The sequence below is a fragment of the Brevibacterium picturae genome (assembly GCF_900105045.1).
Lineage (GTDB): Bacteria > Actinomycetota > Actinomycetes > Actinomycetales > Brevibacteriaceae > Brevibacterium > Brevibacterium picturae.
Genome location: NZ_LT629739.1, coordinates 1,083,493 through 1,106,373, shown reverse-complemented (window position 1 = coordinate 1,106,373; position 22,881 = coordinate 1,083,493). Strand labels below are relative to the sequence as shown.

26 protein-coding genes and 1 pseudogene are annotated in these 22,881 nt (G+C 61.8%); 14 read left to right on the top strand and 13 right to left on the bottom strand.

Going from position 1 to position 22,881, the window contains the following annotated elements; translation table 11 throughout:
- Nucleotides 1-146: 146 nt before the first annotated feature.
- The gene (locus BLT92_RS05280) at nucleotides 147-941 is read right to left on the bottom strand and encodes an NAD(P)H-dependent oxidoreductase (RefSeq protein ID WP_231939036.1); all 795 of its coding nucleotides are present in this window, start codon (nucleotides 939-941) and stop codon (nucleotides 147-149) included.
- A gap of 129 nt (nucleotides 942-1,070) precedes the next feature.
- On the opposite strand from BLT92_RS05280, the gene BLT92_RS20790 reads away from it, so the two are divergent.
- A complete protein-coding gene (locus tag BLT92_RS20790) occupies nucleotides 1,071-1,355 on the top strand; it encodes a winged helix-turn-helix transcriptional regulator (RefSeq protein ID WP_269457382.1) in 285 nt (94 codons plus the stop codon).
- A 34-nt stretch (nucleotides 1,356-1,389) separates the two neighbouring features.
- Here BLT92_RS20790 and BLT92_RS05270 read toward each other — a convergent pair whose 3' ends face one another.
- The 3 genes from BLT92_RS05270 to BLT92_RS20685 are packed head-to-tail and all read right to left on the bottom strand — an operon-like array spanning nucleotide 1,390 to nucleotide 3,263.
- The gene (locus BLT92_RS05270) at nucleotides 1,390-2,313 is read right to left on the bottom strand and encodes an arginase family protein (RefSeq protein WP_092103804.1); all 924 of its coding nucleotides are present in this window, start codon (nucleotides 2,311-2,313) and stop codon (nucleotides 1,390-1,392) included.
- Nucleotides 2,313-2,963: an EamA family transporter gene (locus tag BLT92_RS05265; RefSeq protein WP_197679666.1), complete on the bottom strand. Its 651-nt coding sequence runs from the start codon at nucleotides 2,961-2,963 to the stop codon at nucleotides 2,313-2,315. The genes BLT92_RS05270 and BLT92_RS05265 overlap by 1 nt, the downstream gene beginning before the upstream one ends.
- Before the next feature lie 15 nt (nucleotides 2,964-2,978).
- The gene (locus BLT92_RS20685; protein ID WP_197679665.1) at nucleotides 2,979-3,263 is read right to left on the bottom strand and encodes a DMT family transporter; all 285 of its coding nucleotides are present in this window, start codon (nucleotides 3,261-3,263) and stop codon (nucleotides 2,979-2,981) included.
- A gap of 73 nt (nucleotides 3,264-3,336) precedes the next feature.
- Between BLT92_RS20685 and BLT92_RS05260 the strand changes: the two genes are divergently transcribed.
- Nucleotides 3,337-4,245, top strand: coding sequence for a LysR family transcriptional regulator (locus BLT92_RS05260; RefSeq protein ID WP_092103802.1), 909 nt, complete (start codon nucleotides 3,337-3,339; stop codon nucleotides 4,243-4,245).
- 210 nt (nucleotides 4,246-4,455) lie between these two features.
- Here the strand turns inward: BLT92_RS05260 and BLT92_RS05255 are convergent, their stop codons facing one another.
- Nucleotides 4,456-4,821, bottom strand: a complete 366-nt coding sequence (locus BLT92_RS05255) for a nuclear transport factor 2 family protein (RefSeq protein ID WP_092103800.1) — start codon at nucleotides 4,819-4,821, stop codon at nucleotides 4,456-4,458.
- Between the two features lie 199 nt (nucleotides 4,822-5,020).
- Nucleotides 5,021-5,767, bottom strand: coding sequence for a hypothetical protein (locus BLT92_RS05250; protein ID WP_157691334.1), 747 nt, complete (start codon nucleotides 5,765-5,767; stop codon nucleotides 5,021-5,023).
- Between the two features lie 371 nt (nucleotides 5,768-6,138).
- Here BLT92_RS05250 and BLT92_RS20350 point away from each other — a divergent pair, with 371 nt between their 5' ends.
- Nucleotides 6,139-6,294, top strand: coding sequence for a hypothetical protein (locus tag BLT92_RS20350; protein ID WP_157691333.1), 156 nt, complete (start codon nucleotides 6,139-6,141; stop codon nucleotides 6,292-6,294).
- Between the two features lie 27 nt (nucleotides 6,295-6,321).
- On the opposite strand, the gene BLT92_RS05245 is transcribed toward BLT92_RS20350, so the two are convergent.
- On the bottom strand, nucleotides 6,322-7,191 hold the full coding sequence (locus tag BLT92_RS05245) for an alpha/beta fold hydrolase (protein ID WP_092103796.1): 870 nt from the start codon (nucleotides 7,189-7,191) through the stop codon (nucleotides 6,322-6,324).
- Nucleotides 7,192-7,218: 27 nt separating this feature from the next.
- Between BLT92_RS05245 and BLT92_RS05240 the strand changes: the two genes are divergently transcribed.
- The gene (locus BLT92_RS05240) at nucleotides 7,219-7,554 is read left to right on the top strand and encodes a PAS domain-containing protein (RefSeq protein ID WP_092103794.1); all 336 of its coding nucleotides are present in this window, start codon (nucleotides 7,219-7,221) and stop codon (nucleotides 7,552-7,554) included.
- A gap of 123 nt (nucleotides 7,555-7,677) precedes the next feature.
- Here BLT92_RS05240 and BLT92_RS05235 read toward each other — a convergent pair whose 3' ends face one another.
- The 3 genes from BLT92_RS05235 to BLT92_RS20785 form a co-directional block, all read right to left on the bottom strand.
- The gene (locus tag BLT92_RS05235; protein WP_157691332.1) at nucleotides 7,678-8,232 is read right to left on the bottom strand and encodes a hypothetical protein; all 555 of its coding nucleotides are present in this window, start codon (nucleotides 8,230-8,232) and stop codon (nucleotides 7,678-7,680) included.
- A 38-nt stretch (nucleotides 8,233-8,270) separates the two neighbouring features.
- Nucleotides 8,271-8,882, bottom strand: a complete 612-nt coding sequence (locus BLT92_RS05230; protein ID WP_231939034.1) for a DUF4396 domain-containing protein — start codon at nucleotides 8,880-8,882, stop codon at nucleotides 8,271-8,273.
- A 358-nt stretch (nucleotides 8,883-9,240) separates the two neighbouring features.
- Nucleotides 9,241-9,453, bottom strand: coding sequence for a hypothetical protein (locus BLT92_RS20785; RefSeq protein WP_231939189.1), 213 nt, complete (start codon nucleotides 9,451-9,453; stop codon nucleotides 9,241-9,243).
- Between BLT92_RS20785 and BLT92_RS05225 the strand changes: the two genes are divergently transcribed.
- Entirely contained in the window at nucleotides 9,364-11,253 is a 1,890-nt protein-coding gene (locus tag BLT92_RS05225; RefSeq protein ID WP_231939143.1) for a sigma factor, read from the top strand. The genes BLT92_RS20785 and BLT92_RS05225 overlap by 90 nt on opposite strands.
- A gap of 233 nt (nucleotides 11,254-11,486) precedes the next feature.
- Here BLT92_RS05225 and BLT92_RS05220 read toward each other — a convergent pair whose 3' ends face one another.
- Nucleotides 11,487-12,149 (bottom strand): GntR family transcriptional regulator, encoded by a 663-nt coding sequence (locus BLT92_RS05220; protein WP_172802553.1) that lies wholly within the window; start codon nucleotides 12,147-12,149, stop codon nucleotides 11,487-11,489.
- Nucleotides 12,150-12,254: 105 nt separating this feature from the next.
- Here BLT92_RS05220 and BLT92_RS05215 point away from each other — a divergent pair, with 105 nt between their 5' ends.
- From BLT92_RS05215 to BLT92_RS05190, 6 genes are all read left to right on the top strand, one after another.
- Entirely contained in the window at nucleotides 12,255-13,010 is a 756-nt protein-coding gene (locus tag BLT92_RS05215; protein ID WP_197679664.1) for a sulfite exporter TauE/SafE family protein, read from the top strand.
- The gene (locus tag BLT92_RS05210; protein WP_092103785.1) at nucleotides 13,000-14,328 is read left to right on the top strand and encodes an amidohydrolase family protein; all 1,329 of its coding nucleotides are present in this window, start codon (nucleotides 13,000-13,002) and stop codon (nucleotides 14,326-14,328) included. The genes BLT92_RS05215 and BLT92_RS05210 overlap by 11 nt, the downstream gene beginning before the upstream one ends.
- Nucleotides 14,329-14,459: 131 nt before the next feature.
- Nucleotides 14,460-15,650: an MFS transporter gene (locus tag BLT92_RS05205; RefSeq protein ID WP_157691331.1), complete on the top strand. Its 1,191-nt coding sequence runs from the start codon at nucleotides 14,460-14,462 to the stop codon at nucleotides 15,648-15,650.
- Nucleotides 15,647-16,345 (top strand): fumarylacetoacetate hydrolase family protein, encoded by a 699-nt coding sequence (locus BLT92_RS05200; RefSeq protein ID WP_092103781.1) that lies wholly within the window; start codon nucleotides 15,647-15,649, stop codon nucleotides 16,343-16,345. Before BLT92_RS05205 ends, BLT92_RS05200 begins: the two co-directional genes overlap by 4 nt.
- Nucleotides 16,342-17,214 carry a polysaccharide deacetylase family protein gene (locus BLT92_RS05195; RefSeq protein ID WP_092103779.1) on the top strand — a complete coding sequence of 291 codons (873 nt, stop codon included), beginning with the start codon at nucleotides 16,342-16,344 and terminating at the stop codon, nucleotides 17,212-17,214. Before BLT92_RS05200 ends, BLT92_RS05195 begins: the two co-directional genes overlap by 4 nt.
- A 436-nt stretch (nucleotides 17,215-17,650) precedes the next feature.
- Nucleotides 17,651-18,082 carry a RidA family protein gene (locus BLT92_RS05190; protein ID WP_092103777.1) on the top strand — a complete coding sequence of 144 codons (432 nt, stop codon included), beginning with the start codon at nucleotides 17,651-17,653 and terminating at the stop codon, nucleotides 18,080-18,082.
- 406 nt (nucleotides 18,083-18,488) lie between these two features.
- Here the strand turns inward: BLT92_RS05190 and BLT92_RS05185 are convergent, their stop codons facing one another.
- A complete protein-coding gene (locus BLT92_RS05185; protein ID WP_092103775.1) occupies nucleotides 18,489-18,947 on the bottom strand; it encodes a MerR family transcriptional regulator in 459 nt (152 codons plus the stop codon).
- Nucleotides 18,948-19,006: 59 nt separating this feature from the next.
- On the opposite strand from BLT92_RS05185, the gene BLT92_RS05180 reads away from it, so the two are divergent.
- Together BLT92_RS05180 and BLT92_RS05175 are read left to right on the top strand one after the other, a co-directional pair.
- Nucleotides 19,007-19,984, top strand: coding sequence for an SDR family NAD(P)-dependent oxidoreductase (locus tag BLT92_RS05180; protein ID WP_092103773.1), 978 nt, complete (start codon nucleotides 19,007-19,009; stop codon nucleotides 19,982-19,984).
- Nucleotides 19,981-20,151: pseudogene (locus BLT92_RS05175) on the top strand (helix-turn-helix domain-containing protein); the annotation flags it as partial. The gene BLT92_RS05180 and the pseudogene BLT92_RS05175, both read left to right, overlap by 4 nt.
- 252 nt (nucleotides 20,152-20,403) lie before the next feature.
- Here BLT92_RS05175 and BLT92_RS05170 read toward each other — a convergent pair.
- On the bottom strand, nucleotides 20,404-20,994 hold the full coding sequence (locus BLT92_RS05170) for a CGNR zinc finger domain-containing protein (RefSeq protein ID WP_092103771.1): 591 nt from the start codon (nucleotides 20,992-20,994) through the stop codon (nucleotides 20,404-20,406).
- A gap of 1,422 nt (nucleotides 20,995-22,416) precedes the next feature.
- Here BLT92_RS05170 and BLT92_RS05160 point away from each other — a divergent pair.
- Nucleotides 22,417-22,830 (top strand): hypothetical protein, encoded by a 414-nt coding sequence (locus tag BLT92_RS05160; protein WP_092103768.1) that lies wholly within the window; start codon nucleotides 22,417-22,419, stop codon nucleotides 22,828-22,830.
- Nucleotides 22,831-22,881 lie beyond the last annotated feature (51 nt).

Sequence of the window (22,881 nt, the reverse complement as noted above, 5' to 3'; positions counted from 1 at the left end):
GTGCGAAGCGTTTTCCAACAACTAGCGACACTTAGTGTCTAACCGCCGTACTTGAGTACATCGCGGCTGAACAATCGCCGCGTGAGGCGTCACAGTGCCTTGACCACGCTCGAAGTCCGGTGAAGGGCCGGGGGACTGGGGCCGAGCTACGAGGGCCGCTCGTGGTCATCAATGACGTGCGTTGACAGGCCGGTCTCGCCCGGGCGGACCTCTGGGACCAGTTCCCATTCCTCGGTGTAGTCGCCTTGGAACTGTGGACGGTAGTGAATGGGCTGAGTCTCAAATAGCTGGTCCAACCGATCGTGCAGCGCATGTTCCATGTCTGCGTATGACTCGTTATCCGTGAAGTCGGCGCTGGGGAAGGCCATCGGCGGCAACACGACCATGCCGGTGTAGGCGAAGGTTCCGTGCAGGAGCCCGAACAGCAGCTCGCACAGTTCCCCGCTCTTGCCCCTCGGTCCGATCGCGCGCGGTCGATCGCCCAGAGTGACCAGCACCAGTACGCGCTTCCCCTGGAATGGGCCCTTCTCGAACCGCAGCCGCTGCCCGGTATCCGGATCCTTGCCGAAGGCGAACCCACTGACCAGCACCCTATCGAACCATCCCTTCAGGATCGCCGGCACGGCATACCACCACAACGGAAACTGCACCACCACGGCATCGGCGTCCTGGAGCTTCGCCTGCTCTCCCCGGACGTCGGAGGGCAGACTGCCTTCGATGTATGCCCGCTTGGTGTCGCCGGTCGGGTCAAACCGCTGGCCGGCCTCGACCAGCCCGTCGCCGCGAACGACGGGATCCCATCCCATCGCGTAGAGGTCAGACTCCACCACGTGGTGGCCTGTCGATTTGAGATGCTTGATTCCCATCCTGCGAAGCTGACCATTCAGGGAACGGGGTTCGGGGTGGGCGCTGAGCCAGAACACTGTCTTTGGGTCGTCCATGCGTTCCATCCTGACAGCCAACATCCACTGACGGTAGTACAGTCAAGAGTGGCCATAACGGCCGAAATTAACAGTGCGAAGGGACACCAGGTGCGGAAACCGGTAGAAACCGCGACCAGGGTCTGCCCGGTGGAGGTAGCGACAGCGGTGCTGGGTGGGGCCTGGAAGCTCACCATTGTGAAGCACCTGCTTGAGAAGCCATATCGTTACGGTCAGCTGTGCCGGGCGCTGCCCTTGGCACCGCCCCGTAGCCTCACCCGTCAGCTGCGCGAACTCGAAGAAGACGGCATCGTCCGGCGTGAGGTCTACGCCGAGGTTCCACCGAAAGTCGAGTACTCGTTGACGCCACTCGGTGACTCGCTCGCGCCCATCGTCGACCAGATCAACGCCTGGGGCAAGTCCTATCCGCAATAGCGACTTCAGAGTCTGCGAACGCCAAAACGATTTGTCAACGCCACTCCTTCACGTTGCGAGCCGCCGGAGTCAGCGCCCTGGCCAGTGCTGCGATGAAGCGGGGGAGAGCGTCGGGGTCAGCGGCGGCGTGCACGGGGTTGAGTTCCCCGATGGACAGTGCCCGGCAGTTTGGGTGCCGCCACAGCTGGGCAAGAGCTTGTTCGAGTTGCTCGATCGTGGAGCCGCTATTGCGGCCGTTGACGTTTTCGGCCATGGGCGCGTCGATGAAGTCGAACACATCAACATCAATATGCACGGCGAACGGTCCGGGCAAGAGGGCCTCCTGTGCTGCGGCCGCGGCCCGGGCTGGTGCCTGCATGAGGTCGGCCTGTGGCACGACGTGCAGGCCGAGTCGCTCGACCTGCGTCCGTTCCCAGTCGGTGGCCTGGGTCGCGTCCACGCCGAGGAAGGACAGCCGGTCCGGTCGCAGCAGCGGTCGGGGGCCGAGGGCGGCGACCAGTTCGTCTGCGGCCCCGTCCAGGTCCAGAGCGTGGGCTAGACCCATCCAGTCAAGTGCTCCCTCGGTGGTGCTGTCGGGGGTGTTGAGGTCGAAGTGGCGGTCGATGTAGACCAGGCCCGGTTCGCCACTGGCGCGCCGCAGGCCGGCACAGGTCCCGAGCGCGACCGTGCAGTTCCCGCCCAGGACGAGGAGCCGCTCATCCGTGGTGAGCAGATCGGCGGCTGCCGTTGTGAGTTCCTGCACGGACTGCACGACCTCGGTCAGGTTCTGGGCGAAGGGTCGGTCGCGGTCAGGACTCCACGTCTGCTCGGTCAGGTCGCCGCGGTCGCGGACGTCGTTGCCCGCACCGGTGAGCGCCTCGATCAGACGTGCCGCTCGTAGCGCCGTCGGCGCTTGCTCTTGACCGGCCGAGTAGCTGCCCGCGCTGCTGGGAACGCCGATCACATTGATCACGGTCATCAGTCCTCCGTTTCGGTTATGTTCTGCCGTGTGCAGTGTCGTTTGCGTTCTGCGGGACCTATGGTCGGCCCGTGGGTCAATATTCCATTCTGCACACTCGTCCGGTCGGTGGCCGGAGACTTCCGGCGTCGGAGACCGGCCACGGTGCCGGCGCTGGCAGCGCCGACGCAGACGAGTGCGAGCCACTGCAGGGCGTCCAGGTGCTCGGCCAGGATGATCGTGCCGGCAAGCCCGGCCGCGGCGGGCTCGAGGCTCTGGAGGATCCCGACGATCCGCGGCGGAATGCGGCGCAAGGCCACCAGTTCAAGGGAGTAGGGCAGTACCGCGGCCAGGACGGCCACGATCAGCCCGACGCCCAGCACGCGGGCGTTGAGAAGGGCGGTACCGCTTTCGACGATGCCATTGGGCACGGTCAGCACGGCGGCCCAGGTGACGGCCCAGACCAGTGGCGCGGCCGTGACGTTGCTGGCACCGGCTCGCCGGCTCAGCAGAAGATACGTGGCCATCGCCGCCCCGGATGCCAGGGCCAACAGAATGCCCGGCAGCGCGTAGTGGGCCCCCGCCGGGGAATGGAACAGCCAGACGCCGAGACAGGCGAGGGCGGCGAACCCGATATCGAGCAGGCGGCGAGAGGTGAGTAGCGCGAGCATGATGGGCCCGAGCAGCTACAGAGACGTTGCCAGCCCCAGTGGCAGGTACTGCATCGCCGGATAGACCAGATTCATCCCCGCGATCGCGGTGCCGAAACCAAGCACCAGGACCACGTTTGTGCGACCGCGCGGCAGGGCAGGGCGGTAGATCAGCAGGAGGACGAGTGCGGCCAGACCGAGCCGCAAGGCGACAACGCCGCCGGGCCCAACCGGCCCGAAGAGGCTCTTGCCGATCGCCTGGCCGAACTGGACGCTCAGTACGCTGCACAGCACCAGCAATGGGGCGGGAAACCTGGTCATATGTTCAGTGTGGAGAACGTGGTTTGTGTAGGTCCAGCGATCCTTTCTGAAAGAAAACACCTAGAATTGCTACATGATCGATCTCCGCAGACTGCGCGCGCTGGCGGCGGTGGCCGAGCACGGAACGGTCACCGCGGCGGCGACGGCTCTCAATTTCACGCCCTCGGCCGTGTCCCAGCAGATCGGCCAGCTCGCCCACGACCTCGGCACCGAGCTCCTCGAACATCAGGGACGACGCGTCCACCTCACACCAGCCGCGCTCATCCTGCTCACGCACGCGAACACTATCCAAGCGCAGTGGGAACAGGCGCGAGCCGAACTCGCTGCGACCACTGACAGCCTCCGCGGAACCCTACGGATCTGCGGGGTCTCCTCGGCGATCGCGGCGCTGGCGGCCCCGGCGACCACCTGCCTGCAAGCACGGCACTCCCACCTGCAGGTTCTGCTGCGGGAAGAGGAGAGCGCTGACTGCTACCGCCTTCTGCTGAGCGATGAGGCCGATATCGCATTGGTCCTCCCGACTCTCGATGCGCCACCACCGACCGACGAACGGTTCGAGCAGCAGCCCGTCCTCAACGACCCGCAGGACCTCCTCCTGCCCGTCGGCCACAAACTCGCGCAAACTGGGGGAGTGAACCTTGCTGACGCCGGCGAGGAGTCCTGGATCGTCAAGCGTCACGACAACGACAGCTACACCCTCCTGTCTGTGGCCTGCGCCGCAGCTGGGTTCACCCCGAATATCACGCATCAGGCTAAGGAGTGGTATGCCGTCTCCGCGCTCGTCGCAGCCGGACTCGGCGTGTGCCTGCTCCCGCGCATCGTCCCGATTCCTGCCTCACATGCTGTCATCCGAGTGCCTTTGACTGGTCCGTCTGCCCCCGGTAGGCAGATTCTTGCCAGTGTCCGCCGTGGCAGTAGTAATCATCCCGCCATCGCGGCAGGTGTGTCCGTCCTGCGCGACGTTGCGAATGACTGCCGGTAATCCGACTAACTGCTCATAACCCGATGGTTCAGCGCGTCTCTGTGGCGAGGAAACCGCCGATTGCTCGTGCGAGCAGGGTACTAGTTTGCTCGACCATGTGGTGACAAAAGTCGATTCCATGGTCGGTAACGGAGTTGGCCCAGTCTCGCCAGGTCCGCAAGGGACCGTCATAGTCTCGTCGACGCGGGCGGATCCTTCAGCGAGCCGTGATCACTCCGGAACTGGCGTTTGCTGGTAGGAGGCGAGTGCCCAGCCGTCGTCTCCCCGGACGTATGTGCTAGCCATCCACCCGATGAACGCAGGAGACGAGTCCTCGCGGTACGCCTTGCCGCGGTAGACCAACACAGCGGCGGAATCTCCGAGCGGGATCAGCCGTTCCTCGTCAATTTCGTAGGTGCGCCACGGCGGCGCTTCGCTGAGCGAGTCGACGACGTCTTGTCGGCTGAACACCTGGCCGTGAGCCAGGACCATTACGCCGTCGTCGGTCATCAGGTGACCGTAGAAGTCGGACCCACTGCCGTTGCACAGCGACTGCCAACCCTGGTGTTCCAAGTCCAATAGTTCCTTAAAACTCATACCACCACGATAGTCGCCGTTTAACGGGGCGCGGGCTTCCCGCGTTCGAGTGCTCGCAGGGGGATCGGTTTACGGCACGGGATACCGCTGCCGGAAAACTATGGCATCCGCAGCGGCCTGACATATTGCGCGCCCATGCGGAAGCGAATCTCTGCGATCCTCGATCCACGTCAGAGCAGAGGACGCGGCCCTGGGAAGGTCAGTGGATGCACAGATAGGCCGCGGCGATGCTCCCGGCTCCGTCGCATCCATTCCTGTGTGCCAGCGGGACGACGTGGTGTCGCCACCAGGCGGCCGCGACCGCAGGGTCAAGGGCACCCTCGTCCTCGGCGACGGCGGTGCTGCCGTGCTGGGCGCTCCAGCGGCGCGCGGCAGCCGCGAGCACCTCGTAGTCGGCGGGGTCATCGAGCCACACGTCGCGCAGAGCCGGGTCCGGCAGCGGCACGCATTCCAGGAAGCGGCGTTCGGCGGCCTTGACCTGCAGATCCGTCTGCGTCAGGCACGCGCAGGCGAAGGCGACCGTGCAGACGGAGCGGACGAGCGCGTCGACGGCGAGCTGGTCCCGGGCTCGTGCGATCGAGACGCGGTGATGTCCGTCGTCGACGAAGTACAGCTCGCCGACCCGGACCAACGACACTGGGGACAAGCCGGCCGCGCCGGCACGAGCGAGGCGTTCCCGCCGGTCCCGCAGGGCGGGGTTGAGGGGCCGGAACAACCGGTCGAAGTCCTCACCGCGCGCCAGGGTCCCGACGATCGACGCGACGGGAACCGTGTCGGCTTCTCTCCGGACGAGACCCTGCGGATGGTGCGGGCAGCGTCCGAGCACCGCCAGCGCCTCGTCCAGCCTCAGCAGCGGCTCCACGTCCGTGGCGGCTGAGGGCCGAGACCACCACCTCCGCCACCGCGAGCCCAGCCCACGCGACTCGTCTCGCCGTGTCCGACCCATCGATCCATCCTCGTTCCGCTGTTCCATGTTCCGACCGGCCGTGTCACCGCCGCCGAGGACCCGGACCAGTACTGTCTCGTTACAGTCTGGTCCTCTGTATGACCAGATGGAAGCCGACGCCGTGCTCGGCGGTGCAACGCCAGTCAGACCGGTCCATCTCACCAGTCGTCACCCGTAGGCGCTTCCACGATGTCTGGCTCACCCTCTATCAAATCTTGACGAGTGAGATCGTGAACCCGGGCAGACACGTCCATCGGCGACGGAATCATGGCGATGCTGACGCCGGTGCACACCCCGGGCCACCTGTGGAAAGCGACTTATACTTCTCGGGATGCAACCCCGTTCAGCTGGAGGAGCCAGGCTGGCATTCCATGGGCGATGTCGACCCTTTGCTGGCCGTGCAGAGCCGTCAACGGCTGTGCCGCTGGCTCGCCGACCGGCACACGATCGGCGTAGGCGCACACTTCCCCGAACTCCACCCTGACAACCTCGCCACGACCAGGTGGAATCCGACACTGTCCCGATGACGGTTCCCGTGCTGAAGCGGGGATAGCTCATCGGGACTCTACAGCGAGAAAGTCGCCGAGCGCTCGTGAGAGCTGGTTGGGAGCTTCTTCAGCCATGTGATGACCGGAGTCGATGCCATGTCCCGTGACGTGGTCGGCCCAGTCCTTCCAGATCGCCAGCGGATCTCCGTAGAGGTCCTCCAGATCGTCCTGGAAGGACCACAGCACCAGCAGCGGCTGCCGTGCCCGTCGCCCCGCTGCCCGATCAGTCCGCTCGTGGTCGGCGTCGACGGTGATTCCGGCCCGGTAGTCTTCCAGCATGCCGCGCACGACGTCCGGGTCGTGGATGGCGGACTGCCACTCGTCGTAGTTCTCCTGCCCCATCGAGTCAGGGTCGCCGCGATACCAGGCGTCCGGGTCGGCGGTGATGACCGGCTCGGGCAGTTCGGGCTGGGCGAAGAAGAACCAGTGCCACCACGCCGTGGCAAAGCGGGCGTCGGCGCGGTTGAGGTGCTCGCTGATCGGCAGGCAGTCCAACAACGCCACGCGAGTAACTGAGTTTGGGTGGTCCAATGCCATCCGCAGGGCGTTATAGCTGCCCCGGTCGTGGCCGACGACGGCGAATCGGTCGTGGCCCAGCTCGTGCATGGCGGTTACCAGGTCCTGGGCCCCGGCCCGCTTGGAATGAGCCGAGTGGTCCGGCATCGGTGCGGGCTTGCCGGATCGGCCGTACCCGGGAAGGTCGGCGCACACCACCGTGAAGCCCTGCTCGACGAGCTGCGGTGCGACCCGATGCCAGGTGGCCGATGTACGGGGGTGGCCGTGCAGCAGCAGAACAGGCGGGCCGTCACCGCCGTGGCGGACGAACAATTCCAGTCGGCCGGCGTCGACCATCTCGGCCCTGAACTCTTCGAACATATCTTTACTCTGCTTCGCGGAGGACCGATGCGCAAGGGATCATGTGGGCCCGCAACCGTGGCTTTGCGGACACAGGTGAAAGTCCGGGCCGCCGTCGTCAAGAATGCACATGAGATGATCGAAACGATGGGACATGCCGTAATCATCGCTGACACCGATGGCGAGGTCAGCCAATTGAATAGGGGAGCGGAGACGCTCTTTGGATACCGCGCGGATGAGACCATCGGTAACAGCCTCGATCTGATCGTGCCCAAGCATCTGCAAGAGGCGCATTGGGCTAGTTTCCACCGCGCCATGTCAGAGCCGCCGATCAAGGATCTCGCCGCCGACCTCCGAGCCCGTTGCTCCGACGCGGTGAAGTGAAAAGCTTCGCTGGCAGGTTGCTCGTGCTCAGCGACGGCTTGGGCACGGCTATCGGAGCGATAGCGATCTACGCAGCTAACGGCACTACGGGCGTTCACCCGTTCGGATAGCCCAACCGGGCCCTTAAGCGGAGGACGAATTCTCACGGTTACTGATTGTCCTATCTCCTGTCTTGGTTATCGCGCAGGCTGCGACGGACAGCCCTGACCAAGAGCGCCCCGATGGCGAGAATGCAGGCAGCGGCGATCCCGCGATTATGGCAAATCCACCGGGTGCTAACAGTACGGCGATCTGCGGTCCGATGCTGGTGCCGAGGAACATGGAGGCGGTGTACAGCGCGGTCGATGCGCCGATCGCGCCGTCGGCTCGTTGGTGGATGAGTTCGACGATGGCCGGGGCGGCTGCCGCGATTCCGCCGACGAAGATCAGAAGCGCGAGAGTCAGGATAATGATGTTCTCGCCCAGGACCGCCGCGACGCCTACCGGACCGCCGGCGATAAGCAGGTCTATAGCCGCGCCGGGGCGGGATGCCCATCGTGACAGGAAATGAGCCACCAGTGGTATCGCGATCACCGCAGGCAGGGCGCTGACACACAGTATGAGGATCGCGCTCGGCTTGCCGGCAACCGCGGTGGAGCCTGTGAGCTCGAGGCCCATGTTTTCTGAGTTGTACAGCATTCGCCACTCGAGGTCGTGTATGGCCCGAGCACGCACGCTCAACTCAGCAACGTACCGATCGAGGCGATGAATCCTCCCGATAGAAAGGCACTGATACCGATGACGAGAGGTCGATTGTCCATGGTTGTGCCTTCGCCGAGCGCGTGATGAGTGACCGCGTGCCCCTTGCCACGTCGCAGCAGGGCTCGGTTGACTGGCAGGGCGACGAAGAATGCGACGGTCAGTGCAAGCGCCATGGAGACCCAGAAGATGGGGTTGAGCAGGCCGGCATCCATGGCTCCGGGAATGACCAGCATGACCAGGTTGTCCACGATCTCCATTGTCACGATGGACAACGTATCGGCCGCGAGCACCAGGCCCAGGGCCACGGAGAGGGCGATGCCGCCGCGGACCAGGGGAAGTGCCGACAATGAGTACCCGAAGACGAATGCCAGCCCAATGGAGACAGCTGTGGTCGGCAGGTTCGTCCATCCTGCTGCGGTGCCCACCAGGAGCCCGATGATCTCCCCGATCGAGCACCCGGTCAGGCAATGCAGTGTCGCCCCAACCGCCATGCCCGACATGTCATGCGGATGCCCCGCACTCTGCTTGTCGTGTCCAGTGTTCGTCTGGTCGTGGTGCGCGTGCTCCTCGCTCCTGTCGTTTTCCATCGAACTCCTCCTCGATGCTTCCTTCGGTTGGCAAGCCCGCTCTCATTTTCGTTGCCTGGTTGTGGGTGTTCGCCCTCATGCTATCTCTCCAAAACCCCTGGAGTTGGAACTAGGGGAGGGCGAAAGATATCTTTCAGATCCTTTCGAACCGGGCTAAGCGATTTCGTTTCCGACAGCGCGGCAACAGCAACAGAGTTCGGAACGTTGCTGGGCGACAAATCTCCACCGTGAATACCTGAGTTACCTGAATTGAGAGATCCGACAACTTAGCTACTCACGAGGCCAGCCACACTGTGGCATTATGAAGTAGATATGTTTGAAGGTATCGGTGCATGGAAGGCAGGATATAGTTCCGGCTTCACATCATGACAACCAAACAACCATGGACGCTGTCGATGTTTGCGGCAGGCTCCTGATCAAAATTCAGTGCGGTAACACTGGTGCCTTCGAAGAACTTTTCAACAACCACTCGCGAATCCTCATGGCCACCATTCTGCGGATAGTGAAGAACCGGGCTTTGGCCGAGGAAGTTCTGCAGGAATGCTTCGCCGAAGCATGGATTCGCTGTCACGGGTTCGACCCGCAACGGGGAACCGGTCGGGCATGGTTAGTCACCCTCAGCAGGCGGCGCGCAAACATGGCTCCATGTGATTCGTGTTCGCAACCTTCAATCACATCCCGAATCATGGTCGACGGCACGCGTCTCTGCATTAGCTGTGTGAACCGTCTCCCACAGAACTTCGGCACATGCGCGCGATGTGGCCGAACAAAACAAATCGGCTCAGAACGACCTGAGGGAATTCTCTGTCGCACGTGCCGAATGAAGGAACGTAGCGGCACTTGCACCCGTTGCGGCCACGTTCGTCCCTGCCGCTTCGCGGGCACCGCACGAGCCATCTGCGAGAACTGCGCCCTGTCGAAAGAACCCTGCAGTCAGTGCCGGCGTAACAAAGTTCCAGCGAACCGCCTCGCCGATGGTGGTTCGCTGTGTGCGACGTGCTCGCCGAAAGTCATCGAAGCCTGCGCCGATTGCGGGAAGGACCGCCAGGTCCGTGCCAGGGTCGACGGGGCGCCCTACTGCTGGGAATGCGGTGAACGGAATCCGCTGTTCCATCAGAACTGCCTCCGATGCGGCCGCTTCGAATACCTGTCCAAGCTCGGACTCTGCCCGTTTTGCAAAGCCGCGGACCTCGTCGACTCGCTGTTCGAAGGCGGCCCGTCGCCCGTTGCAAACGGGCGAGACTTGCTGCGTGAGGCATTACGTGCGGCCCCGCCACAAGCGGTTTTTACACTATTCCAGCGGCGCAAATCGGTCGCAGTGCTTCGATCGTTGATCGCTCATCCTGGGGGAATTTCCCACGACTCTTTGTCCCAGGTTGCCAGTGGCAGCGCGGAAGTCGTTGTTCGTGCGTTCCTCGTCGAGCATGGTGTGCTGGCCTGGCGGGATGAGAACTTGGCGAGGCTCGAAGCGTGGATTGCGGCCACTGCCGATGAGGTAGCTGATCCATCGGAGCGGCGTGCCTTTCTACAATTTGGCCGGTGGAGACACTTGAGTAGGTTGCGGCGGCAGATGGATCCCGCCGGAAACGGCCAGGTGAGCGGGATCCGCACCGAGCTGGGACACATCATTGAGGTCATTGGCTGGCTACGCTCGCGCGGCAGCTCGATCGAAGGTGTCAATCAATCGTTGGTCGACAACTGGCTCTCCCGTGGGCCGGGAACACGAATACGGGTCAAACACTTTTTGACATGGTGTTATGAGAACAAGCTTGCCTCAGCTAAGGTCACCATCCCGGCCTCTCGTGCGACAGCACTCACGGTTGCCGGCTTAACCAGCACTGACATTTGGACGGTACTGGACAAGTTCCTGGACCCCTCGAAAATGATCAGCGGCCAGACCAGACTCGCGGGGTGTCTGCTATTGATCTACGGTATTCGACTTGGCCGTGTCGCTGAGTTGAGGCTGTCCGATCTTCGCGAACACGACGGCAAATACAGCATCCTGATCGGAACGCATCCGCTTGAGCTTCCTTCGTCACTGGATATCGCGGCAATCCACGCTCAACACGATCGATCAGCTCCCCGGCTGACGACACCCGCAATGGAAGACGACTGGCTATTCCCAGGAGGCGTCCCCGGACGACACCTCACACCCACGTCATTAGCGGCTCGCCTCCGCAAACTCGGTGTCCGCAATCCGACGAAATTCAGGAAGGCAGCTCTGACGCCTTTGGCTATCTCGCTACCAGCACCGGTTCTCTCGCGGCTTCTCGGCCTGAGTATCTCAACGGCAACGACTTGGACCACCGCTGTTTCGTCCAGCAACGCCTCCTATGCCGCTGCACGTCTATCCACGCCACCTGGGGAGTGAAGCCACGGAGAGGGCTTCCTGTCATGCCCGTCTCAACCGCAATAGTCAGTGGCGCTCACACCACTGAATACTCAGCCGGATACTGGCAAAAAATATAGGCGTCCCTCTGATGGGCAGACATCCGCCGTACTGACGTCCCCCGTCATAGAATCCAGGCGATTTCAAGAGATGATAGCGGCCCACCTGTATCCGATCAGGAATGGCTCCATGGGCAGCTCGGCCAAACTTGCGTTCTAACTGGCTGCGTCAAACACTCGTGTTGCGCTACGTATGTGTCCTTCGGCGAGGTCCCGAGCAGCGGTGACTTCGCCGTCGGCGATTGCTTTCGCAATTAGTTCGTGCTGACTAGCTGCTTCACGGGCCCACTCTGTGTGCTCGAGATTGAGTGCTGTGGACACAGAGAGTCGCGCTATAGCTCGACGGTGGGCATCAGCGAGGAACTCATTGCCACTAGCTTCCACTACGAGGCCATGAAATTGCATGTTCGTTTGCGTCGCAGCCAATGCATTGCCACCATCGACGGCAGCAGTAAATTCACCCGCGACATCCCTGAGCTCATGGAACCACACAGGGGCGATTAGACCTACTCGCGATCGTTCGGCCGTAAGTTCGGCAGAGAATCCTTCGAGGTTGCGTCGGAAGTCGAACAGACGCCGCATCGAATCGTGGTCCAGTCGCGCAACAACAACACCCCGTGCTGCCGGAGTGACAAGACCGTCGGCGAGCATGCGTCCAAGTGCCTCTCGAACGGGCGTTCGGCTGACGCCTAGCTCTTCGGCGAGGGCCGCTTCGGGTAGCCGGTCCCCCGACGCGTAGGTCCCGTCAAGGAATCGTGCCCAGAGCGCGTCATAAACCGAGCGGGCCGATCCGGTGTCTACTTGGTCGACTTTGTTCATTACTGAAGCATACCTCGCACACACTAATGCTGTTTGCATCCAGTGCATACACTGGGTACGATCATTGTCGGAGGTAGGTTAATGGAATGGAGTTCGGTGGTGTCGATGGCACTTGCAGGGACCGCTGCGGGCGCGATCAATGCGATTGCGGGCGGCGGCTCACTTGTGACATTCCCAACTCTGCTTGCTCTCGGGTATCCACCGGTAGTCGCGAATGTGACCAACACAGTGGCCGCACTGCCGGGATACATTGGAGGTGCATGGGGGTATCGACGCGAACTCTCCGGCCTGCGCCGCCGCATCTTCACTCTTAGTGCGGTAACCGTTTTGGGTGCACTACTGGGATCAGCACTGCTTCTATTGGGGAATGAGCGGACTTTTACCGCAGTCGTTCCGTGGCTGGTGCTGGCTTCGACCCTGCTGCTCGCGGTTCAGCCCTACCTCACCCGCCTGATGGAACGGGGCAATGATCGCGGCACAGAACCTGCGCCTCGGCAGAAACCACTGCGCTGGGCGGGCCTGGGGCAGTTCGGGGTGGCCGTCTACGGGGGCTACTTTAATGCCGGACTCGGAATCATGATGCTCGGCGTGCTCGGCTTAGTCCTCCACGAGCCGCTGCAACGGCTGAATGCGCTCAAGAGCGTGCTCTCCGTGGTTGCGAGCACCGTTTCTCTCGTGTACTTCGCCATCTTCGCGACCGTGTCCTGGCCAGCCGCTGCCGTGATGGCAGTGACGGGCTTACTGGGTGGTTGGTTCGGCGCCGCAATCGGACGTCGCCTCCCTGTTCCTTTGCTCCGCTGGTCAGTTGTGACCTTCGGGCTAATCGTATTTCTCGTCCTTATGGAGAATCATGCTTCCTGAACGATCTAACCTGCTGCTACGCAACGCCTACGTCCTACCGTTCGATCCAGATATCCCAGAACGAGAATCGGATGTCCTCATCCGCGACGGGGTGATCGAGGACATTGACCACGGAATCGATGTGCCCGACGGTGTTGATGTAGTCGACGCCACAGGGAGCCTGCTGCTACCGGGGTTCATTGATACACACTGGCACTTGTGGAACTCGCTGCTGCGAGGCACTGTCGGCGACGCACCGGGCCGCGACTACTTCTCCGTCAAGCGCGGTCTCGCGCCTCATTTTAACGTCGACGACTTCTACTGGTCTGCTCGATTTGCCCTCGCCGAAGCTGTACAGAACGGCATTACGACGATACACAACTGGGATCACAACGTGGTAGACGCTGACGACGTCGACGCGAATCTGCAAGCACAACTCGACGCGGGGTTGCGCGGACGATTCTCCTACGGCCCCCGGGACTCGTCGCCTGCAAACGAAGAAATGGTTTTCAGCGGCCTCGATGCCGCCCGTGAGCGCTGGTCGACGTCGCGGCTAGATGACCGAATCCACTTCGGCGTCGCATTGCGCGGCCCCTATCGCACCTCCACCGAGTTATCGGGTTCAGAGTGGCAAGAGGCACGTGAGCGCGGAATGCCCATCACGATGCACTGCGACCGGTGTATGCGGGAAGCTGACTGTCAATCTTGCGGACTGACAAGGCTGGAACAGGAAGGCCTCCTCGGGTCCGATGTGCAAATAGTCCATGCGGTCCACGCCTCACCAGAAGACATCGAGGCTATCGCACGCACGGGTACGAAGATCTCCGTCAGCCCCCTCTCGGAGATGCGCACAATGGGCTTTCCCCGGATCACTGAATTCCTTGAAGCTGATGTGTTGACTTCCGTGTCGATAGACACACTAGCGATGCCGGCGAACGCTGACATCCTCAGCACCCTGAGGTCCCTGGTGTCTGCCGAGCACGCCCGCACGGGACGCGCGACTCTCACGCCCCGGATTGCGCTGGAGATGGCGACCATTCGGGCGGCCCGAGACCTCGGCATTGACCACATTACTGGATCCCTGCGCCCCGGTAAGCGCGCCGACCTGATCCTTCTTGACCGCGCCCACACGTCCATGCTGCCAAGCGGCGATGTCACCGAGAGCCTCGTATATCACGGAACATCTGCGGCGATTCATACCGTTATCTGCGATGGGCGGATACTGCTGCGCGATCGGGCACTCGTGCAGGAATCCGCACAGCACGCCATTGACTCCGTGAACCAACGCCGAGATGCTCTGGTCGATCGCGCCCGCGCGGCTGGCACGTGGAGCAAGTGACGAATCCCTGAAACGAAAGGCAATCAACGATGATCCGCCAAGACCGAACGCACATAGCCAGTCAATCACCGAACGGACATAACACCGCAAGCAGAGTCCCCTGGGTGATCGGCCCTCGAGCCGCAGTGTTCATGTTTCTACTCATTTTGGTCGCCTATTCGGTCAATGCGATGGACCGCATGGTGTTTCCGGTCCTCCTCCCCGAGGTGCGTGCCGAGTACGGCTTCGGCCTACCAGAGGCTGGCCTGCAGTCCACGCTATTCGCACTGGGTATGGGGCTGACGGGAATACCCGCTGGCATCGCACTTCGTCGATGGAGCCGAAAGAACGTAATCATCCTCGGCACCATCGTATTTTCCGTCGCGACTATCCTCACCGTGGTGAGCTTCGGTTTCTGGGACATGCTCCTCTGGCGTATCCTCTCTGGCGTCGGAGAGGCACTCCAACTCGTCGCGATACTGACGATCGCCTCCCACGCGTTTCCGAAACGGCGCGGCGTCGCGATCGGTTCCGTGAACATGGCATTCGCTACCGGCTCCTTAATCGGCCCGAACATCGGTGTTTTCTTGCACCAAGTCTTCGATACCTGGCGCGCACCGATGATCGCGTTCGGGGTGATCGGGATTGTCGCGGCACTGCTCGTGCTGGTGACCGTGCGCACTGCATTCACTGAGCAACGGTCCGTCAGCGAGTCGTTGCACCATGTCGGCGGCGCCTCGAAGTTCCTGAGCCACAACCCGATGATGCTCGCGGCTATCACGGTGCTATTCGGACTGATCGACTTTGGATACATCGGAATGTATGCAAGCTTCACGATCGAACACCTCGGATTCACCAGCACGGACGCAGCACTGGCTGTCGGACTCTCCGGACTCGCCGCGTTCGCCTCGCCGTTAGGTGGATGGATAGTCGACAAACTGACTCCGCGCCTTGCCCTTTTCTCACTGAGCGTAGCGCAAGCTGTGTGTGGTGTCGCTCTCTTCGTAGGACCCTCGGAAATTACTTGGCAGGCCACCTGGTCATTCCTCTTCGGTCTGGTCGCGAGTTCCGGAATCTACGTCGGTCTTGCGGCCGCGCTCGTGAAGAGCATGGACGAAGCCCATTCGTCCCGTGCATCAGGTCTGTTCACCAGCTGCCTCTACACAGCCGCTGGATTCGCCGGTCTCCTGTTCAGCCTGATCGTGGGCGTCGTGGGATGGAACGCCGGTGGCCTGATTCAGATCGCCGGGCTGTCGATCGTCTCAGCAGCCCTTGCACTCATGCTCCGCGACGCCGACTTCAGTCGACTCACACCCGCCAACGAAACCAGGAGTGACACGTGAACCCGAAATGGTCCATCAGCCCGAAGCTCATCCCTATCCTCGACTCGCAGAAGGGATTCCCAGTTCGCCGGATCTACTGCGTCGGTCGCAACTACGTTGACCACATACAAGAGATGCGCGAGGGCGACGAACGCGACGACCCGTTCTTCTTCCAAAAACCCGGCGATGCCGTAGAACTCGACGGTGCGAAGATCCCCTATCCTCCGGCCACCCGAGACCTGCAATACGAGGGAGAGCTCGTTGTCGCGATCGGTCATCGGTTCCGTAACCAGGGTGCCACAGATCCGATGGAGGCTGTCTTCGGTTTCGCAGCAGGCATCGACCTCACCCGCCGCGACTTGCAAAAAGCCTCTGTCGCGCAAGCCCGTCCCTGGGAGCCGGGAAAGTCATTTGACCGCTCAGCGCCCTGCGGGACGATCGTTCCACGCGATAGCGTTACTGGCATTGACGCCGGAACGCTCACCGTCGACATCAACGGTGAGGAGCGCCAAAAGACCAGATTTGACCTGATGATCTGGGCAGTACCGGAGATCGTGGCGCAACTGAGTGCGCTTTACACCCTTGAGCCTGGCGATCTCATCTTCACCGGCACTCCGGCAGGGGTATCCGCACTTAACAGCGGAGACCGGATCCACGTCGAGATCACTGGACTACCATCGCTGACCATTTCCATCACCGACCAGGAGGAATCATGAGACCGAGCGACCGTCTCGACTACAGCGCGATTTCCGAGCGCCCACCGCGGACGTTGCCAAACGGCAAGAAGGTGGCCGTATGGGTCATTGTCAACATAGAGGAATGGAGCGACGAAGAGCCCATGCCCCGCACGGTGCTCTCCCCGCCAGCCGGAGGCGTCCCGACGCCGGACGTGCCTAACTGGTGCTGGCACGAATACGGCAACCGTGTAGGGTTCTGGCGACTGTTGAAAGTGCTCGACCAGCACGGAATCCCGGTGGCGCTGGCGGTCAACGGTAGCGCGGTGAACTCCTACCGGGCCATCTCAGCGGCGGCAGTCGAACGCAACTGGGAGTTCGTCGGCCACGGGTACGGGCAGAAGAACATGCAGAAGGTGGCCGACGAACGTGAAGACATCCGACGCACTACCGAGGCAATCCGTACTGTGACCGGCAAGGCTCCGCGTGGCTGGCTCGGCCCTGGTCTCACCGAGACCTGGGAGACGCCCGATATTCTCGTCGAAGAGGGATACCAGTATGTCTGCGATTGGGTCCTGGATGATCAACCCGTTGAGCTGCGGACGCGCACTACGCCGATCACGAGCATCCCTTATACGCAAGAGTGCAACGACGTTGCGATGATGCTCATCCAGCACCACCCCGCACGGGAGTACCTCCAGCGAGCAACCGATCAGTTTGACCAGCTCGCCGACGACGCCGATGACTCAGCTCGAGTGATGGCGCTGGTCATTCACCCCTACATCATGGCGGCGCCGCATCGTCTCACCTATGTTGATCAAGCTTTGGCACACATTCGTGAGGATGAACGCGCGGTGTTCATGACCGGTGAGCAGATCCTCGAGTGGCACCGAGGGACGGCTCCAAGGTAGTCGTTCGACTTCGAACAACGCTCCGCATACGTTCAAGTGGCACCGAAATATGCGGCCCAGGCGACGGCAGCAGTCTCCATGACTAGGACATTGCTGCCGTCTCTAGCCCAACATCACATCGCCCGAGTTTTCGTGACTCGCCGACTCTGACACCGATGTGGACACTCAGTGCCAATGCAGTTCTGGAATCTGTGCTCTACCCCAATTGGGCTGACGCGACCTCGTACCTTCATTTTCCTGCGACACAACATCAACAACAGAAGTTGCGGGGCTCTTAGCGGCGAACACCACAATAAGCTAGATCCATCTCCGGGTGACCCATTTGACGGAGCGAATTTCGCCTATCCCGTCGAACTGATCTTCGGAGCCATTATCTACCGTCCACTAACCGGTATATCGGCCATCGCCGACCGTTCATAACAGCAAGGAATCTCTCATGCATGAATACATCGATGCCGGTCTCGAGGCCCACTGGTCGGAGACGCTGGCCGACGTAACAGGGATACTGAAACCTCCGTTTGCGCCGCTCGTACGGACCTCGGGAATCACCATCTACACTTCCGGACAGACATTTCCTGTTATTGGCTCCAACAACCCTGTGCCAGCCTCCAAAGCTAGCTTAAAGGAACAGACGAGGGCTTGCTTGGAGAACATCGACAATCTCGTTAGGGCCGGCGGCGGGGCCCGAAGCGACATCGTCAAGGTTACGATCTACAACACACGTATGGATCAGCAGGACGTCGTTAACACCGTCTATACGACCTTCTTCAACGCCAGCTGCCCGACGCGCACCCATGTCGGAGTCTCCAGATTGGCAGACCCGAACCTGCTTATTGAGATTGAAGCTGTTGCCGTCGTGGAACCCTAGTTCCGGCTCCCAAAGAACGGCCGGGGTGCGCGTCAGGGTCGAACTGCCAGTTTGAGGCACCGATTGAGCACGCTTTCCGCCACCGGTTAGCGCGACGCAGCCTTTCGTTAATGCTACAGGGTACAAAACTCCGAAAGTCCTATGGTGAGGAACTCCGACGCCCTCTGATATCGGAGCTACCCAGTACTACGCGACTCTGCATGTCCTGCCGGGACCCGGCCTGTCCGGACAAGGGGAGTAGGGCCTTGCAGTGGTGGGGGCCCGGAGATCGAACCTCGAAATGGTGTCCCAGAAATGCCTCGTCCTGGACCGATATTCGGAGATGATTGATCATGATGAACAGCGATCAAGCATCGTTGTCCTACTCTCGATGCTTCTCAGGCCCGCTTGCCCTAGTTGTTGCGGGTCAGGAGGTTGTTGACAGTCGCTGCGCAGTGGTGTCGCGCGTCGTTGGGTCCCACAGTCCCTTTGCTTCGCCGTCACGTAGGTGCCTGTTGTAGATGTCGACCTTCCACTCGATCACTTCTCGGCATTCCTGGAGTGCCTGTATCTGGGAATCGACTCGCTGCCGGTGCGCGTCGAGGAGTGCGAGGCGCTCGTCCTCGTTTCCTGGCCCCAAACGCACCAGCTCGGCGAAGTGCTTCAACTCGGCCAGAGGCATGCCAGACTCACGGAGCTTGACGCAGATCTGTAGCCAGTCTACGTCGACGGGCGTGTAGATCCTTCTGCCGCCAGTAGTGCGTGACACTGGCCCGATCAGGAGTTGCTGCTGCTCGTAGTAGCGCAGGGCGTGCACGCTCATGCCAGTGCGTTCGGCAACCTCGCCGATGGACAGCCCCTGAGCTGTGGTCACTTCTGATTGCATGGTGCGCACCGTCCCTCTTGGTTGACCTAGAGTCCACTCTAGATTCTAGCGTTGTACGCATGAACCATCTAAATCAGCAATCCATTCATTCCGGATACACGGCGACCTCGACCGCCCAGGACGTCATGGCTGGCATTGACCTGCATGGCGCGACAGCTCTCGTCACCGGCGGGTACTCCGGTCTCGGCTTGGAAACCACCCGGGCGCTGGTGGCTGCGGGTGCTCGTGTGGTCGTGCCGGCTCGACGTCCCAGGCTTGCGCGGGAGCGGCTGGGCGAGCTTGAGTGCACCATCGTCCCGATGGACTTGGCGGATCTTCGCAGCGTCCGAGAAACCAGTGAGCAACTGGTAGAATCAGGGACGCACCTGGACCTCGTCGTGGCGGCGGCAGGAGTGATGGCTTCACCACAGCGCCGCGTCGGACCGGGTTGGGAGAGCCAGTTCGCGATCAATCACCTTGGCCATTTCGCTCTGATCAACCTGCTCCGACCGCTCCTGGTCGAGACGGCCCGCGTGATCTGCTACTCCTCGGCCGGGCATCACGTGTCTGACATCCGCTGGGACGACCTGCACTTCGAGGCTAGCTACGACAAGTGGCGGGCATACGGTCAATCGAAGACCGCCAACATCCTATTCGCAGCCCAACTCGACCAGCTGGCGCAGTCTGACGGGATTCGCGCGTTCTCGTTGCATCCCGGACCGATCCTCACTGAGCTCCAACGAGACCTCACCCGCACCGAGCAGATCGAACTCGGTTGGGTCGACGCCGACGGCAACATCATCGGGCGCGGCTTCAAGACACCGAGTCAGGGAGCGGCCACTGGCCTATGGGCGGCGACCTCGCCCAGCCTCAGCAGCCTCGGCGGGACGTACTGCGAAGACTGCGACATCGCCCGCATAGCCGACCCCGCTGGGTCGATGGACGATGGCGGTGTTCGTGAACACGCGCTCAACCGTGAAAGCGCCAGCCGACTGTGGCAGCTGTCAACCGATCTGACCGGTGTCCATTCGGGTTGGACCGCCGCGTCCATAAAGTGACTCACGCGAACGCAGCCCTGTCCTTCGAAGGTCGCCGGCGTCTCATTGAACGGTGCAAAACCCGCCCGATCGCGCACGTCGCGGCCGAGATGGGAATCTCACGGGCATGCGCCTCCAAATGGGTGAACCGGTGGCGCACGCATGGCGAGATCGGCCTGCTCGACGAGCCGTGGAGCGACCCGATGCCACGTGGCCGAGGTGCGGGGGTGGCCGTGCAGCAGCAGCAGAACGGGCGGGCCGTCGCCGCCGTGGCGGACGAACAACTCCAGTCGGCCGGCATCGACCATTTCAGAGCTGAAGTCTTCGAACATACCTTCAGTCTGCTGTGCGGCAATCCGATGCACAAGGGGCCATGAAGCCGAGCGTTCGTATAGGAGTCGTGTTGCCGGACAGCAGATTCATCCCCGGGTGACAAGAGGCTATCGACTTCGCGCGTAGTGCTGTCGGCCTCTGTGGCGGTTGCCGCAGTCGGCTGAGCTGCACCATCGGCGGTTCCGGGCGCGGCTGGTGTCGACGAAGGCCCACCCGCATGTGGCGTCGGAGCATTGGCCGATCCGGCCGGTGGGATGCGTGAGCATGTCGAGCAGGTCGAGGGTGACGCGTCGAGCGGGAGTGTGTTCATCGAGGATCACTGCGGCCCACTGCGCGGCGTCGTCGGCTGCTTGCAGTCGGCAGTGGGTCAGGGCGGCGATGACCAGGGGTGACAGAGCCTGGACATCGGGTTCGGCTGCATCGACGACGTGCTGCCAGACGCTTTGGCGCAGGTCGACCAGCTCGTCGATGAGGGCGCGGCCCCGGTGCGGGTGGGCCGTGAACGTCTGGTCCAGCTGATCGGCTTCGGCCTGGTCGAGGACCCCGGCGCGCACGCACCACGTCAGCGCGTCGTCGGGCTCGAGCAGGTGTTCCTCCCGACGATCGGACACGGGCCGCCAGCTGACCGTGTTGGCTAGGTCGAGGCAGGGGCGCCCGCCGATCAGGGGGATGGTGGCGGCACGTGATTGTGATGGCAAAGGCAGCCTCGCTCGCGACTCGATTTCATCTTAATGGTCTTGACACATCATAGGTGTTAGGTAGCGTTGACGTCGAGGGGAAGTGATCTCGTGACTGAGGGACGCATCGCTGGGCTTCGCGCATCTGCCGTGATCGCTGTGCCCACCGCCGGTATCGGCGTCAGTTTCGGCGTCCTCGCCGAGCCGATGATTGGCGGGCTGGACGCGACTGACGATCGTCAGACGTTACTGAAGGGAAGTCTCAAGAATATACGAACGATCTTCTCACGACCCGGAATGCCGCTGCTGTTCGCAATGCAATGGGCTCCGATCGGCATCTTCGCGGGGGCTGAGGGTCTCTTGGTTCCTTTTGTCACTCAACAGTGGAATGGGTCGGTCTCTCCTGGTGCATTGATGGTTGCACTACCGATCGGAATGTTTGTCGGTCAGGGTACGCTTGGCCGGCTTTTGACGCCACACGCTCGGCAACAACTCGTGTGCCCACTGATGTGCGTGATGGGAGCACCGCTAGCCCTGTTCGCCATCGTCGATGACCTTTGGATTCTATGGGTTGCCCTGTTTGTGTCCGGAATTGGTTTTGCGTACAGCTTGGGCCTGCAGCTGCCGTTTGCTGAAGCACTCGGAGGGCCGACGCGCGGCCAGGGATTCGCACTACTCGGAGCAGGACTTATGACGGTCCAGGGAATCGGCCCGGCGTTTGGTGGTGTTAGTGGCGAACTATTCGGCGTTGGAATGACCATCACTGCTTGTGGAAGTCTGATTGTGATAGTCGCAGCCGTAATCTATCTCACTAGAGCCTGGCCAGGGAGATATCGGTATAGATCTGAGGACGCGGGAAGATAATTCATCTGGGTCTTCTCCCGCTCATAACTGCGACCCCAGTCTCCATAGCTTATTTTCCCCGCTACGCGCGCCAAGTTATGGATTACCTTGCTCGCAGGCTAGTAACCGGTACCCTACTCCCTGCCCAGGATTTCATGTCACTGTAGTGAGATGAAAACCGCGGTTGCACTGCCTTCACTCTGGATCGATTGGTGCACGGTCACCGGAACCTCGGCGGCTTTTCGTGATGAGATGACGCTCGCACGGTTCATGCGACAAGCACACCCGTCACGATCCGTCCTCGCCGCGCTCCGGCCGCCTGCGGTCAAGGTGCGAGCCCCGGCATGGCCGACGGCTCTGCGCGAGGACCCGAGTGCGCTACATCAGCTGTTACGAGCTGGCGCTCATCTTTCGTGGGGGAGGAGCATCCCGTGGTCGACTCGGCTGAAGACCCGCAGGCTTCTCTGTGCTGCGGTACTCATTGCGCCTGAGACCCAAGGCGGTCTTGGGCTCACCCGAACCACAATACGATCACTGACACCTCATCACTTTGAACAGCGTCTGCCTGACCTCGAGGGCTCCGCGGAACAGGTCGAATGCGTGAGCTGCGCAGTATGGGCTTGGCTCGATGTCCTCGGGGCCAACAGCGACTGGGGTCGTGGTGGCATCCGCCAACTCATCCACCAACACGACCAGCGCACGAACTGCACTCGACATCAGAGTGCGGCACCGAACTCAGCCTGGAAGGACTGGCCGAACTTCGCCAACCTCTTGCCTGCCATCGACCGCTGGGGATGGGTCGATCCCTACTCATCAATGCACCCATCGTCGCTCTCGACACTCATCAGGCAACTCGAGCTGCTCTACGAGGCACCGCCAAAATCTATGGAAGAACCACTGCCTCGACCACCAGAGGCTCCACCCAAGATCACCCCTGATGAAGAAGCCCAAATCCTTGCTCGTGCTGACGAAATCAACGCCCGGGTCGCCGCTCTACTCCGCGAGTACGTCTGATTGAACTGGCCGATCCACTAGGACTGATTTCGGCGGCGGCAATGACGACGA

What these genes read in the sequence shown, in the direction of transcription:
- BLT92_RS05280 (WP_231939036.1), bottom strand. Translation starts at nt 941, where the DNA reads ATGGACGACCCAAAGACAGTGTTCTGGCTCAGCGCCCACCCCGAACCC.
- BLT92_RS05270 (WP_092103804.1), bottom strand. Translation starts at nt 2,313, where the DNA reads ATGACCGTGATCAATGTGATCGGCGTTCCCAGCAGCGCGGGCAGCTAC.
- BLT92_RS05265 (WP_197679666.1), bottom strand. Translation starts at nt 2,963, where the DNA reads ATGCTCGCGCTACTCACCTCTCGCCGCCTGCTCGATATCGGGTTCGCC.
- BLT92_RS20685 (WP_197679665.1), bottom strand. Translation starts at nt 3,263, where the DNA reads ATGACCAGGTTTCCCGCCCCATTGCTGGTGCTGTGCAGCGTACTGAGC.
- BLT92_RS05260 (WP_092103802.1), top strand. Translation starts at nt 3,337, where the DNA reads ATGATCGATCTCCGCAGACTGCGCGCGCTGGCGGCGGTGGCCGAGCAC.
- BLT92_RS05255 (WP_092103800.1), bottom strand. Translation starts at nt 4,821, where the DNA reads ATGAGTTTTAAGGAACTATTGGACTTGGAACACCAGGGTTGGCAGTCG.
- BLT92_RS05250 (WP_157691334.1), bottom strand. Translation starts at nt 5,767, where the DNA reads ATGGGTCGGACACGGCGAGACGAGTCGCGTGGGCTGGGCTCGCGGTGG.
- BLT92_RS20350 (WP_157691333.1), top strand. Translation starts at nt 6,139, where the DNA reads ATGGGCGATGTCGACCCTTTGCTGGCCGTGCAGAGCCGTCAACGGCTG.
- BLT92_RS05245 (WP_092103796.1), bottom strand. Translation starts at nt 7,191, where the DNA reads ATGTTCGAAGAGTTCAGGGCCGAGATGGTCGACGCCGGCCGACTGGAA.
- BLT92_RS05240 (WP_092103794.1), top strand. Translation starts at nt 7,219, where the DNA reads ATGCGCAAGGGATCATGTGGGCCCGCAACCGTGGCTTTGCGGACACAG.
- BLT92_RS05235 (WP_157691332.1), bottom strand. Translation starts at nt 8,232, where the DNA reads ATGCTGTACAACTCAGAAAACATGGGCCTCGAGCTCACAGGCTCCACC.
- BLT92_RS05230 (WP_231939034.1), bottom strand. Translation starts at nt 8,882, where the DNA reads ATGGAAAACGACAGGAGCGAGGAGCACGCGCACCACGACCAGACGAAC.
- BLT92_RS05225 (WP_231939143.1), top strand. Translation starts at nt 9,364, where the DNA reads ATGGCCACCATTCTGCGGATAGTGAAGAACCGGGCTTTGGCCGAGGAA.
- BLT92_RS05220 (WP_172802553.1), bottom strand. Translation starts at nt 12,149, where the DNA reads ATGAACAAAGTCGACCAAGTAGACACCGGATCGGCCCGCTCGGTTTAT.
- BLT92_RS05215 (WP_197679664.1), top strand. Translation starts at nt 12,255, where the DNA reads ATGGCACTTGCAGGGACCGCTGCGGGCGCGATCAATGCGATTGCGGGC.
- BLT92_RS05210 (WP_092103785.1), top strand. Translation starts at nt 13,000, where the DNA reads ATGCTTCCTGAACGATCTAACCTGCTGCTACGCAACGCCTACGTCCTA.
- BLT92_RS05205 (WP_157691331.1), top strand. Translation starts at nt 14,460, where the DNA reads ATGTTTCTACTCATTTTGGTCGCCTATTCGGTCAATGCGATGGACCGC.
- BLT92_RS05195 (WP_092103779.1), top strand. Translation starts at nt 16,342, where the DNA reads ATGAGACCGAGCGACCGTCTCGACTACAGCGCGATTTCCGAGCGCCCA.
- BLT92_RS05190 (WP_092103777.1), top strand. Translation starts at nt 17,651, where the DNA reads ATGCATGAATACATCGATGCCGGTCTCGAGGCCCACTGGTCGGAGACG.
- BLT92_RS05185 (WP_092103775.1), bottom strand. Translation starts at nt 18,947, where the DNA reads ATGCAATCAGAAGTGACCACAGCTCAGGGGCTGTCCATCGGCGAGGTT.
- BLT92_RS05180 (WP_092103773.1), top strand. Translation starts at nt 19,007, where the DNA reads ATGAACCATCTAAATCAGCAATCCATTCATTCCGGATACACGGCGACC.